Origin of the sequence: Polaribacter sp. NJDZ03 (assembly GCF_019263805.1) — a bacterium.
Classification (GTDB): domain Bacteria; phylum Bacteroidota; class Bacteroidia; order Flavobacteriales; family Flavobacteriaceae; genus Polaribacter.
Window position 1 is genome coordinate 3,408,844 of record NZ_CP079195.1, and the last position, 12,569, is coordinate 3,421,412.

Consider the following 12,569-nt stretch of genomic DNA (forward strand, 5'->3'; position numbering starts at 1 on the left):
AGAGGTTGAAAATCAGCAATAAAACCTGTTTTAAAGTTGAATATTATACTTCTTTTTCCTTTCTATGTTTGCCTCTAGGCCCATCACCTTTATAAAGTACAATTTTAGAATGTAGTAATTGTGCCGCGTCTGCAGAACTTTTTACTTTAGAAGTACTACGTGTTAACATTTCATCTTCAAATTTAATGAGTACACTTTTTCGTATTCCAACTTCTTTCCATTTAGATGATAATTTGCAGTTTTTAGTAACGCTTCTTGCAAGTGAAAGTGCATCTAACAAAGCTTGGTTTGCACCTTGTCCTTTAAAGGGGCTCATTGGGTGAGCTGCATCTCCAATTAGTGTTACTTTAGTTTCTTTTTCTAACAATTTAGCATTTAGTAATTCTCTATCGTATACAGGGTAACCAGATATTTGAGCTTCATTCGTGGCAGCAACAATTTGAGGAATAGGGCTGTGCCATTGCGTTCTTTTACACGCTTCTTCCTTTAACGCTTTTGTTCCTTTAACATTAAGTTCTTTTGCTTTTTCTTCTGATAAAGGAAAGCTAAGTTGCCACATAATACTTTCTGAATCGAAAGGCATCACGTAGATGCGCTCATTACCATTAGCCGTTTGAAAAACGGTAGCGGAATCTAATAAAGGGCTTTCAATTCCTGATAGATTTTTTAGAGGACAAATGCCTAAAATAACAATACAGTCTAAGTAGCGTAAAGGAGAAATATTGTCACCAATTAACAGTTTTCTTACAGTACTTCTAATTCCGTCTGCACCAACAATTAGGTCTGCTTTTTCTGTTATAATTTTGTCATTTACGTTAAAGTTTAGAAGAATGTTTCCATCTTCTTGCTCTTTGTAATCTAATAATTGATGTCCCCATTTTAGGCTATCGGTATTGCCCAACTGCTCTAGCAAAGCCAAACGTAAAGATTGTCTTGCAATGTGAATATTGGTTCGTTTTGGTGCTACTTTTGTTTCTGATCGTCCCCATTTTCTAATTCCCCATTCGCCAATTATTTCTCCTTTAGTAGTATGAACTACGTGTCTGGTAGATGTAATTCCGTCTTTTAGATTTACAATACCTAAACCTGCCATTGCTTTGCTTGCTTGTTGTAAAGTAAGTCCGTAACCTTGTGAGCGAGTATCAAAATTAACATCTCGTTCATAAAGTGTAAAAGGAATTCCTCGATGTAAACATGCAACAGCGAGTGCAACGCCTCCGATTCCACCACCAATAATAGCTATATGTGGGTAGTTTTTTGTGTCAACAACCGGAAGATTATTTGATTTCATAAGTCCGGTTCCTTTACATTTACCGCACGTTTGTAGTTGTCCCTTAGGTAAAACTGGAGTGGGTATTTTTCCATTAGATTTTTCAAATTGTTCTAATGAGTTTTTATAAATGAGTCGTGTTTTTTTAGGAAGACTTTTCCTTTTTTTACCTGTGCCTTTACAGTTTTTGCAAGTATTCCAATAATTATTTATGTGTTCAGTACTTTCCACTATTTTTTTACAGCAATCATCATGTGTGGACTAAAAGGTAGTAAATACTCATCATTTTGAGTAAGATTTTGCAATGCTTTTAATGTTTTCGATTTTTTCTTATCTAACATATTTGCAAAATACTCATTGTCTAACCAGATCATTCCCTCAACAGCAAAAAGGTTTATAAAGTTGAGGTTTTGCTCTAAAAACTCTGCTTTTAGTCCTGCTGGTTTGTGGTAAAAAGCATCAGCTAATAAAAAAGGAAAATCTTTTGGCGCATCATGAACTCCTGTAGTCAATTCTTCTTTACACATATTAAAAAAAGAGTTGGCATGTATCATCCCATTCATTAGACCAACAACAGTAGAAGCTGTTGCGTTAATAGCAAAGCCTAAAATAATTCCGCCTTTTTTTAAGACTCTTTTCGCTTCAATAATAGCTGCAACTCTGTCTTCTCTTTTTTGTAAATGATATAAAGGTCCGTGTAAAATTACCAAATCTGCAACATTGTCTTCAAAAGGTAAATTTTTAGCTTCACCTATGGCAACAGAAAAAGGATTTTTTAATTTTTTGGATCTTTTTTCGGCCAATTTTATGTGCTTTAAAACAGGTTCTACTAAATGAACGGTATGGTTATTTTTTGCCAACCATTCAGAATATTTACCGGTTCCACCACCAACATCAATAATTTTAGATTTTGGGTTAGAAATATGTAACTGTATGAGGTCTTTTATACGCTCAAATTCAAAAATACCCATACCTTTTTCTAGTCTGGTTTCTTCTGATGCTTTGTTGTAAAAATTGTCTAATTCTTTACTGATAAGAGTTTTGTTTTTCACTTTAAATGTTTAAAAGATAAAAGTAAATAATTATAAACATTAAATTGTCATTCTAAAGAAAGAATGAAGAGAAATCTATTTAAAAAACAGAGGTATCAATCATTTCTCAATATAAATTGAGAAATGGTTGTGTATAAATATATTGCTTTGCTATTATTGCTAGCAATGATAAAATTATCCTTTTAAATGCTTGTTAAAAAAATCGATGGTTCTTTTCCAAGATAAATCAGCAGCAGCTTCGTTATATCTAGGTGTTGTATTGTTATGAAACCCATGGTTTACATCTGGATAAAAATAAGCTTCGTGTTCAATATTATTTTCATTTAAAACTGCTTCAAAATCTGGCCACCCCTCATTTACTCTTTTATCTAATGCGGCATATTGAAGTAACAGTGGAGCTTTAATTTTTGCAGCATCTTCTTTTTCTGGTTGTCTTCCGTAATATGGAACGGCAGCTGCTAATTCTGGTATTCTTACTGCCATCATATTAGAAATCCATCCGCCAAAGCAAAAACCAACAACAGCTACTTTTCCGTTACAATCTTTATGCGTTTTTAGGTAGTTGTAGCCAGCAATAAAATCTTCTAACATTTCTCCTTGGTCTCTTTTATTTTGCATATCTCTACCATCATCATCATTACCAGGATATCCTCCCATTGGAGAAAGTGCATCTGGTGCTAAGGTTATAAAGTCTTCTAAGGCAGCTCTTCTACCAACATCTTTTATATATGGGTTTAAGCCTCGGTTTTCATGAACAACTATAATACCAGGTAATTTACCTTTGGCATCTTTAGGAATGGAGAGTAAACCTGTCATTTTCTTTCCACCTTTAGGAGATTCGTAATGAATGGTTTCTGAAGTTAATCTTGGGTCTGTAGGGGATACTAAAATAGCATCTACATAATTAGGAGAAATAAAACTTAATAAAGCAGGTAATGTAATTGCCCCAACAGCATATAATGATAATTTTTTTAGAAATTGTTTTCGGTCTATTTTGTTATGCGCATAATCATCATATAAGTCAAATACTTCTTGACTAATATCTTCTTTTTTAAGTGCTGCCATTTTGTACGTTTTTTGCTATTATAATTTCAACTAAGATAAATAATAAGATGAAATTTGTCGTTAAATTACTTACAAACTTTGCAATCTCCTTTTTCTTTAATTTCACCAACCAAATTACCTTTTTCATTTAAAACAAAACCACAGCAATCCATAAAACCTTGTGCTATTAATTTTCTTGCACGCTGAATTTGAGATTTTGTAGTTGGTAAAGATTGTTTTAATTGATCTGCAACTTCTTGTTGTTTCATCCCTTTTATATCCGAAAGAAATAAAGGATCTCTGTACTTTTTTGGTAAATGTTCTAGTATGCCTCTTAAACAATCTTTTTCTGTATGTTCTTCTTTTAGAATAGTCGTTTCTGCTTCAAAATTGGCTATTTCAAAAGTTTTATTGTTAGATTTCCAATAATCTAAAATAGAATTTCTAGCCACTGTAAAACACCAAGGTTTTAGTTTTGTAATATCTTTTAAAGTATGCAGTTTTGTGTGAATTTTAATAAAAGTATCCTGCAAAATATCATCAGTAATAGCAGTGTCTTTTACTTTGCTGATAATAAATCGTTTTAAATCTTCAGAATATAAAGTCCAAACTTCTTTTGTAGTCATGCAGTGTTTTAATTTCTAAAAAGACATTCCGAATTAAAGAATGATTGAAGTTTTTTTGATGAAATTCCTTCTCAAAATTAATTCGGAATGACTATTATTTAACAGTTACAATTATTACATGTACAGTTTGTACAAGTACAATTCTTACAATCTCCGGTTTTACAACCATCACAATTACAGTTACAATTTGTATTTTTCATAATATTATATTTTAATGTTCATCTAATAGACTGAGTTTTATTTAAAAAGATGCATTAATTTAATAAAATTTTTTTAATTCTTTTCTAATAGGTATTATTTTTACAGGAGATATATTGGTGCCCCCTGTGTTACCTTTTGGAACCCAGATTACTGTAAATAAAATAGCTGCAAATATTCTTAAGACTTGCCCAATAATTTCTTTACTGTTTTTGGTTTTAATACCAAATATAAGCATGTAATAGTGGCTTAAAGTATGTTTGTACAAATTATTTTGACCTAAAACATGTGCGTTTTCTAAATGATAAAAAGCTGTTTTATATTCCTTTTTAGCTAGTGCTATTTTTGCGATGTTTAATTGTTTATAGAATTCTGATTTTAATTTTTGAAGCCTCATGTTTTTCTAATAGACAAAGCATTATTTATAAAGATGCAGAAAATCACAAAAAACTATTATTACCAAGCCAATTTTGCTCCAATAAAATGGTTCGTTTTTACAAAAATAAAACGATTTTTTTATTAGAGTATTGACGATTGCTTATTTTAGCTTATTCTAACATTTACTATTTTAGCTTTTATGATTTTAAAAAAGAAAAGATTATGGCAATTAAGTTTTGCGATGTCTTTATTACTATTGTTTTTAGCCTGCTCTAAACAAGATATTATTCACCCGAATATAAAAAATAAACTTGCTAGCTTAGATAGTATTGCGCCAATGCAACCAGAAGTCTTTTTTTTAGAATTAGATAGTTTGTTACAAAAGAGTAAAGATTTAACAACCTTAGAACATGCTATGGTGCTGTTTAAAAAAGGAGAGGTTTTATATCTAAATTTTAAATATCAAGAAGCATTTAATACGCATTTAAAGTGTTATAATTTATTTGTTGATTTAAAAGATGTTTATAATCAAGGGCGTAGTTTAATAACATTAAGTGGCGCCGCACTGCATATGGGAGATGTAGAAACATCTCAAATATATGCGCTTAAAGCATTGCATTTGGCACAGTTAATAGAAGATAAAAGAATAGAAGGTAAAGCTTATAATCAACTATTTAATCTTCATTTTAAATTAAAAGATTACAACAAAGCTTTGTCTTATATAAAAATAACAGATAGCTTGTTTTCTAAAGGAATTGATACGACTTCTATTATTTCAATAAAAAATAACAAAGCCAGTGTTTATTTACAGCTAAAGGATTATAACAAAGCTTTAAATAGTTATTCTGAAGCGATGAGTTTAAGTCAATCTATACGGAACCCTGTTTTATTAGCAAGTATTTTAAATAATATAGGTTACACTTATATTGATGCAGTAAAATATGAAAATGCAGAAAAATTTTTAAGAGGAGCTGCTACTTTAAATAAGAATATTAAAGCAATAAATGCTGCTCCATATAAAGGTTTAGGGAATTTATTTTTATTGAAATCTGAATATGATTCTGCAGCAGTTAATTATAAAAAGGCTTTAGATATTTATGTTGCTAATAAAAATGTAAAAGACGAAATAGAGGTTAGAGATAAGCTTATTGCTATTTCTATTTTAGAAGAAGATTATGTGAAAGCATTAGATAACCAGATAATTAGAGATAGTTTGCAGTTAAAAGTGAGTCGTTTAGAAAAAGATAGACTTTTAAATTTTTCGAATGTTAATTATGAAGTAAAGAAAAAGGAGACAGAAATTAACCATCAAAAAGAAATAAATACACGAAATCAATGGCTTTTAATAAGTACTATTTTGTTGTTTGTATTATTAGGTATTGCAACGGCTTTTTATGTATATAACACCAAATTAAGAGCGGCAAATAAAGCCTCAAATTTAGAACAAAGTTTGTTGCGTGTTCAAATGAATCCTCATTTTATATTTAACACATTGGCTGCTATTCAGAATATAACTTTAGAAGGAAATGCTATAAAATCTTCTAATTATATTGCTAAGTTTTCTAAGTTGATTAGACAAAATTTCGATTATGTTAGAAAAGAATCTATTTCACTTGATAAAGAAATTTCTATGATTTCTAACTATATAGAAACACAACAATTACGCTTTAATAATGTTTTTACGTATTCCGTAGAAATTGATGATTCAATTGATACTTCTAGAATTCAAGTACCACCAATGTTGTTACAGCCATTTCTAGAAAATGCAATTGAATATGGTTTAAAAGAGAAAAAAGAAGGAGGAAAACTTCAACTTAAAATAGAAAAGGATGCACAAGAATTACTATTTGTTATTTTAGATAATGGAGTAGGTAGGTCTGCAAAAGCAAAACAAGAAGAGGTTACGGAAGATCTGCATGCAACAACTATTTTTAAAGAGCGGTTAAAAATGAGAAAAAAGGGAGAAGAAAAATCATTTAAACTCCAAGATTTATTTGATGAAAACAACACACCTTCAGGAACAAAAGTAGTATTTAAATTAAAAATTTAATGATAAAAGCAGTTATAATAGAAGACGAATTTAATGCATTAAATACATTAGATAAATTGATTACCTATACTCAAAAAGACATTGAGGTTGTGGCTAAAATAGACAATGTTACAGATGCTATTTCATTTTTAAAAGAGCAGACGCCAGATTTAGTTTTTTTAGATATAGAGTTGATTGGTGGTAATGCATTTCAGATATTAGAAGCTTTAGATAGTATCGATTTTAAAATAATTTTTACAACTGCTTATGATGAGTTTGCAATAAAAGCAATAAAGTTTGATACGATAGATTATTTACTAAAACCGATAGATTCAGAAGAATTATCAGAGTGTATAGATCGTTTTAGAGTTGGTTTTAAAAAAGAACAGATTTATAAAAATGCATTAGACAAAGTGTCTGAAATTAATAAAAAGGAAATTGATAAAACCTTATTGATAAAAACCGCAGATGCACAATATTTTCTTCAAACAAAAGACATTGTTCGTTGTCAGTCTGATGGTGCGTATACCATTTTTCATACGGTTGATAAAAAAATAATGAGTGCTCGTAATCTAAAATATTACGAGAATATTTTAAGTGAACACACCTTTGTGCGCATACATCAATCGCATTTAGTAAATATAAAATACATAAAAACCATTAACGCCAACAACACTGTTTACTTAACAAACGGTGAAATAATTCCTGTTGCGACCCGTAAAAAATCGTACTTAAAACAGGTTTTAGACACCTTATAAGTGCAAATACAAAACGAAAAATAGCAAATGTAAAACGGTTTTAAAAACATCCTAATCAAATCTTAGTTTTGAGGTATACAAAGAAATAACCTTTAAATTAAAATATCATGGGATTAAAAGAAAACAGATTTACAAAAACATTTCAAGAAGAACAATTACCTCAATTAAAAGCACAAATAAATGAAGCTGCAGGTTTCGATGTTACTTTAAATGTTGAATGGAGTACTTTGTTTGAAGATCGCTTTTTACATCTTTATGCAGATTCGTATCCAAAAATATATTTCTTACCAATTATTGAAGCCTTTAAGTCTATTGCTACAGACGATATGGGAAAAGAAGCTTTATCTGAAGGCTTAAAAGAAATACACATATTAAATACCAAAGACCACCACAATCCTGCTAATGGATTTACATTTTCTAATGGAGTTTTAACGATAGATCATAGTCCTATTATAAATGCACCAGACGTTAATAGTAGAATTAAAGTGCTTGTAGAGTTATTAGAGAATAATTTATAAGCAGCGTTTAAAATTAGTGTAATTGGTAAAAGATATTGGTATGTATAAAATCATTTTATATAGTGTTTTCATCGGAATTTTATTTTTGTTTGTTGGTTGTGGAGTTTCTAATACGAACGCAAAAAAGGGGTTTGTAACGTATTTAAGAGAGCACCATAATAACAAGTATGAAATTCTAACTTTTAAAAGAAATTTTAATACTGCCAATATGAATCCTAATTTATACAGAGTAGAATTAGCGCTTAAAGAAAATTCTAAAATTGTTATTAATTTTGAATGGAATGCTAAAGACAAATCAGTTTATCTTCCGTTTCATGATTCTGAAGATAGGAGTATTGAGGCGTTAACAGATTATCAAAAACAAGAAATTGTATTGAGAGAAGAACTGTACGAAGTGTTAGATAATGATGTTTTTAGTATGGATGTAAATGTCTTTAATCACTCTATTAGTATTGGTTTAGAATCTGAACCTACATTTAATAAGTTTCAATATTTTTCAAATAAAATAGGTAGTGTTTTAGATAAATATCCAAATACCTGGACAAGAGAAGCGCATGTAGATTTTAAAATTGAAAGAGAGTCAAAGGGTTTTTACGAATTGATTGTAAAGCCTAGTATCTTTAATGACAGTATAGAATCATTTAGGTATAAGCAAAATGCTATTGTTGCAAATAATTATGGATCTGAAAAAGCAGCAACTATAGATTATGTTATAAGAAAAGAATTTTCGAAACCAAATTCACCTGTTTTTTTAAGTAACATTTGGGTCAATCAAAAAGATTTAAATTCTTTTTACATCGCTTTCGAAAAGCATGAACCACGAAAAATTCAAGAAAAAAATAAGTCTTTAACTGAAGTAGTAGGTATGTATTTGATTGAAATGAATTACCCTAATTTAAAAAAGAAAACTTTAACCTATTATGATTACAAAACTACAGATAGAGATGGTATTTACCTTTATTTAATAAAACAATTACCACAAGATTACCAATATCTCATAGCAGATTTATAACACCCTTTTTTATCATGAAACACACACAATACTATAAAGCGTTTGTAGCCCAGACGCCAGAGGAAATCTTACGCTCTGTTTTTAAGAAAGAAGAAGACATTTTAATTGCTATTTCATTAAACAATGGAGGCTATGTAGAAGGTATAATTCTAGATTTTAAAGAAGACAATAACCATCAAAAATCGGTTTGTATGCTTTCTCAGCAGGAAGAAATAAGTTTTTTTAACCTGCATAATATTACAATGATTACTGTAAAACAACCTAAAAAAATGGTTGTAGAACTATCTAAAGGAACTATAAGCAGGCCTTTATCATCAGAAAACGAAGATTTAACTGCTTTGCAACTAAAACGTTGGTTGCAAAGTGAAAAAAGTTTACTTGGAAGTCATATAAAAGAATTTGATATAAATGATATTTCTCTAAGTGAAATAAATACCAGACTGAATATTCAGGATGTTTTTACAGCATTAAAAAGTGCGATACATCAAGTTATAACAGACGAATTAGGTAAAGAAGCTTGGCAAGGTGTAGAAATTATTATTCTACAACAAGCAGATAAATTAGGTCTTAAATATCAGGGAGAAACACTAACCATATCAATAAATATTGATAAAGCTTTACCAGAAAAATTAGCGACTATTTTAGAAGAAAAACTACTTCAAATATTATAAAGTAAATAAAAAATTAATAAAATTAAAACAATACAATTATGGGACTTAAAGAAAAAAGAATTATCCAAGCATTTCAAAAAGAATTATTTCCAGCATTAGAAACAGAAATTAATACGGCAGCAGGTTTTTCTGTTCCTTTAAATATTTCTTGGAACACTTTAATGGAAGATCGATTTTCTCATTTATATAATGATACGTTTCCTAAAATCTATTTTCTGCCATTAATAGAAGCTTTTAAAGCTATTTGTGTAGATGATATGGGAGTGGAGCTTTTAAAAGCTGGATTAAAAGAAGTGATTATCGTTAATGAAAACGACGAACATAATTTAGAGCGTGCAATTACTTTTGAAGATGGTGTTTTAAAAATTGACCATAGTCCTGTTGTTAATGCAGATCAAGTAGATCGTAGATCTGCTCGTATTATTTCTTTATTAGAAGATAAGTTAGAGGAATTTGCTGAGAATGGAAGTACAAATACTACTTCGGAATCTGCCGAGAGCTCAGAAAATAAAACCACTGAAAGTTCTCAAAAGAAAACAATCGACATTAATGAAATGTACAACCGATCTTTTGTAACATCAAAGGAGAAACAAGAGATTTTTAACGAAATGGTATCAGGGTTGGACTGGAGCTGTGATATGGCTGAAGGTAAACTGACTTTCGGTGAAGATAAGGTGTTTGATATTCAAATATTTGGTACGTATTCTGAGAATGAAAAAAGTTGGATGTGGGCATGGGCAAATACCCAAAGCGGAATATCTGAAACATTTTTACAGACCTCATTAGCAGTAAAAGCATTTGGTAAAGCATTAAATATAACTGATTTTACTACTCCTAAGTTTGAGGTGGAAAGTGATCCTGGTGCTTTTTTCGCTACCATCGCAACTGCATCTATAGGTGAAAGCTGCTATGTACCCTTAGCTTTTAAAGGTGTAATAGTTTATGTAACCATAAAATCTGAAGAAGCAGATAGTAAAGCTAAAAATACAGCAGAATCAATATGTTCTCATATTTTAAAGGTAACATCTGAATATACTTTTCCGCAGAAGTTTAGCCTGTACTTTTATCTAACAGCTAAAGGTTACGATGTAGCGTTGCCAGGTAATAATCTTGTAGCGAAAAAAGGAGAAGATCAAATTTTAGGAATATTTGATTTAAAAGGACGATTGATGAAAGTTTCTAATTCAAAAATAACAGTTCAAGCCTAAAAAGTATGTCATATATAGCAGAAACACTTTCAGATTTAGAAAAAGAACATCAAGCGGCTTTAAATACGGCGCAAGAAAAAATGTTAACCGATTTAAATGATGCACAAGCATCAGGAAATTTCGATAAAATACAAGAAGCTAGTATTGTTTTTCAAAATTTAACAACAGAACTAGCGGCAGAATATACCAAACGTATTGAAGAGATAAATGCTTTAAATCATAAAGCAGAAGTAGAAACCGTAGAAGGAATCTATACAAATAATAGAGCTGATATCGACCTAAACCTATTAGTTTATGATGGTGATAGAGATTATGTGATCGCTTTTCAACAAGACGATTTAATACAAAAAACGTTAGAAAAAGTAAATAAGAATAGTGGTAAATTTAAGTCTAGAAAGCATTTGTTAAAATCTAGTTTAAGGTTGACAAAGACTTTAGCACCAATGCTTCATGAAATAGGAGAGCATTGTAAAAAAACATTAAAGCTTAAAGCAGATATAGAGTTTTTTGTGTATCAAGGAGATACTTTTAACGCTTCTTGTTATCCGCCAGACGATAATAAATTATACATTATTTTATCATCCGGAATTTTAGAGCGTTTCTCTAAAGAGGAATTAACTTTTGTTGTTGGTCATGAAATAGGACATGTTCTTTTTGAACATTTTGATTATCCTGTAAGACAAATTTTAGATACCGGTGAAAATGATTTAGCGCCAATTCACGCAATGAAATTGTATGCTTGGAATAGAAATGCAGAAATAAGTGCAGATAGAGCAGGCTTGTTATGTTGCCAGAATTTTGAAGCTGTTGGTCGTACTTTCTTTAAATTATCATCCGGCGTAACTACAGATTCATTAGATTTTCAATTAAATGCTTACATAGAACAGTTTGTAGATTTAGAAGAGGTTTTAAACGATTCTAATTTAGATCCTTCAGATTGGTATAGTACTCACCCTTTTAGTCCGTTAAGAATTAAAGCTTTAGAGCTTTTTAATAAAAGTGAAACGTATGCAGCTTTTAATGAGTCTATTTCTGGTGAAATTACAGAGGAAGCAATGGAGGTAGAAATTAAGCGAATTATGTCTTTAATGGAACCTGAGAATTTAGAGGATGAAGGTGAACATTCTGAGAAAATACAACGTTTAATGTTTTTAGGAGGATATTTAATTTCGAATGCAGATGGTGTAGTAGACGATTCTGAAATACAAGCTTTAAGTAGTATTGTGGCTCCTAAAGTTTTTGCCAATTGTATGATGACCATAAAAGGGCTTACAGAAGATGAAATGATTAGCGAAGTACAACAGCTTACTAAAGACTTAGATGTTGTGTTATCTGTGATGCAAAAGTTAAACATTTTAAGAGATTTATCTATTATTTCTTATGCTGATGGAGAAATAGATGATAGTGAAGTAAATGTTTTGTACAATTTAGCAAGGCTTTTATATATCAATACAGATTTCATAGATCGTGTTATTGGTGATGCACAAGGTATTTAATAAAAAATAAATAGTTACTGTTTAAGAGTTGGGGAACTTTTATTACAGTTAATTAGAAAGGTAGTGACTTTATATTACTGCCTTTTTTAAAGACTTTTATGCTTCTAATATATTTAATTTTGGTTGTTATAGACCCTATTATTGATGATGCATAATGAGTTTAATACATAATTAATAAACACTGTTTAAGGGTTGGGGGATCCTTATTACAGTTAGTTAGAAAGGTGGTGATTTTATATTACTGCCTTTTTTTTAACCCTAAATCGACTGAAACTTCTTGTTTGAGTAATTTTCTGCTGAACATACTAT

Annotated in this window: 12 protein-coding genes; 7 read left to right on the plus strand and 5 right to left on the minus strand. The window is 30.1% G+C overall.

Annotation, left to right across the window (positions count from 1 at the left end; translation table 11 throughout):
* Nucleotides 1-43 precede the first annotated feature (43 nt).
* From KV700_RS14450 to KV700_RS14470, 5 genes are all read right to left on the minus strand, one after another.
* On the minus strand, nucleotides 44-1,291 hold the full coding sequence (locus tag KV700_RS14450; RefSeq protein WP_368384759.1) for an FAD-dependent oxidoreductase: 1,248 nt from the start codon (nucleotides 1,289-1,291) through the stop codon (nucleotides 44-46).
* A gap of 209 nt (nucleotides 1,292-1,500) precedes the next feature.
* Nucleotides 1,501-2,322: a class I SAM-dependent methyltransferase gene (locus KV700_RS14455; protein ID WP_218598294.1), complete on the minus strand. Its 822-nt coding sequence runs from the start codon at nucleotides 2,320-2,322 to the stop codon at nucleotides 1,501-1,503.
* Between the two features lie 174 nt (nucleotides 2,323-2,496).
* Nucleotides 2,497-3,387 carry a dienelactone hydrolase family protein gene (locus KV700_RS14460; RefSeq protein WP_218598295.1) on the minus strand — a complete coding sequence of 297 codons (891 nt, stop codon included), beginning with the start codon at nucleotides 3,385-3,387 and terminating at the stop codon, nucleotides 2,497-2,499.
* Between the two features lie 65 nt (nucleotides 3,388-3,452).
* Nucleotides 3,453-3,992: a sigma-70 family RNA polymerase sigma factor gene (locus KV700_RS14465; RefSeq protein WP_218598296.1), complete on the minus strand. Its 540-nt coding sequence runs from the start codon at nucleotides 3,990-3,992 to the stop codon at nucleotides 3,453-3,455.
* Between the two features lie 259 nt (nucleotides 3,993-4,251).
* Nucleotides 4,252-4,587: a DUF3703 domain-containing protein gene (locus tag KV700_RS14470; protein ID WP_218598297.1), complete on the minus strand. Its 336-nt coding sequence runs from the start codon at nucleotides 4,585-4,587 to the stop codon at nucleotides 4,252-4,254.
* A 222-nt stretch (nucleotides 4,588-4,809) separates the two neighbouring features.
* On the opposite strand from KV700_RS14470, the gene KV700_RS14475 reads away from it, so the two are divergent.
* The 7 genes from KV700_RS14475 (at nucleotide 4,810) to KV700_RS14505 (ending at nucleotide 12,260) form a co-directional block, all read left to right on the plus strand.
* On the plus strand, nucleotides 4,810-6,618 hold the full coding sequence (locus KV700_RS14475) for a histidine kinase (RefSeq protein ID WP_254712924.1): 1,809 nt from the start codon (nucleotides 4,810-4,812) through the stop codon (nucleotides 6,616-6,618).
* Entirely contained in the window at nucleotides 6,618-7,355 is a 738-nt protein-coding gene (locus KV700_RS14480; RefSeq protein WP_166385618.1) for a LytTR family DNA-binding domain-containing protein, read from the plus strand. Before KV700_RS14475 ends, KV700_RS14480 begins: the two co-directional genes overlap by 1 nt.
* A 107-nt stretch (nucleotides 7,356-7,462) precedes the next feature.
* The gene (locus KV700_RS14485) at nucleotides 7,463-7,873 is read left to right on the plus strand and encodes a hypothetical protein (protein ID WP_218598299.1); all 411 of its coding nucleotides are present in this window, start codon (nucleotides 7,463-7,465) and stop codon (nucleotides 7,871-7,873) included.
* 22 nt (nucleotides 7,874-7,895) lie between these two features.
* Entirely contained in the window at nucleotides 7,896-8,885 is a 990-nt protein-coding gene (locus KV700_RS14490) for a hypothetical protein (protein WP_218598300.1), read from the plus strand.
* Between the two features lie 14 nt (nucleotides 8,886-8,899).
* Nucleotides 8,900-9,556 (plus strand): hypothetical protein, encoded by a 657-nt coding sequence (locus tag KV700_RS14495; protein WP_218598301.1) that lies wholly within the window; start codon nucleotides 8,900-8,902, stop codon nucleotides 9,554-9,556.
* Between the two features lie 38 nt (nucleotides 9,557-9,594).
* Entirely contained in the window at nucleotides 9,595-10,764 is a 1,170-nt protein-coding gene (locus KV700_RS14500; protein ID WP_218598302.1) for a DUF6882 domain-containing protein, read from the plus strand.
* 5 nt (nucleotides 10,765-10,769) lie between these two features.
* Complete coding sequence (locus tag KV700_RS14505) at nucleotides 10,770-12,260, plus strand: M48 family metallopeptidase (RefSeq protein ID WP_218598303.1); 1,491 nt, start codon at nucleotides 10,770-10,772, stop codon at nucleotides 12,258-12,260.
* Nucleotides 12,261-12,569 lie beyond the last annotated feature (309 nt).

What these genes read in the sequence shown, in the direction of transcription:
- KV700_RS14465 (WP_218598296.1), bottom strand. Translation starts at nt 3,992, where the DNA reads ATGACTACAAAAGAAGTTTGGACTTTATATTCTGAAGATTTAAAACGA.
- KV700_RS14470 (WP_218598297.1), bottom strand. Translation starts at nt 4,587, where the DNA reads ATGAGGCTTCAAAAATTAAAATCAGAATTCTATAAACAATTAAACATC.
- KV700_RS14485 (WP_218598299.1), top strand. Translation starts at nt 7,463, where the DNA reads ATGGGATTAAAAGAAAACAGATTTACAAAAACATTTCAAGAAGAACAA.
- KV700_RS14450 (WP_368384759.1), bottom strand. Translation starts at nt 1,291, where the DNA reads ATGAAATCAAATAATCTTCCGGTTGTTGACACAAAAAACTACCCACAT.
- KV700_RS14505 (WP_218598303.1), top strand. Translation starts at nt 10,770, where the DNA reads ATGTCATATATAGCAGAAACACTTTCAGATTTAGAAAAAGAACATCAA.
- KV700_RS14460 (WP_218598295.1), bottom strand. Translation starts at nt 3,387, where the DNA reads ATGGCAGCACTTAAAAAAGAAGATATTAGTCAAGAAGTATTTGACTTA.
- KV700_RS14495 (WP_218598301.1), top strand. Translation starts at nt 8,900, where the DNA reads ATGAAACACACACAATACTATAAAGCGTTTGTAGCCCAGACGCCAGAG.
- KV700_RS14475 (WP_254712924.1), top strand. Translation starts at nt 4,810, where the DNA reads ATGTCTTTATTACTATTGTTTTTAGCCTGCTCTAAACAAGATATTATT.
- KV700_RS14480 (WP_166385618.1), top strand. Translation starts at nt 6,618, where the DNA reads ATGATAAAAGCAGTTATAATAGAAGACGAATTTAATGCATTAAATACA.
- KV700_RS14500 (WP_218598302.1), top strand. Translation starts at nt 9,595, where the DNA reads ATGGGACTTAAAGAAAAAAGAATTATCCAAGCATTTCAAAAAGAATTA.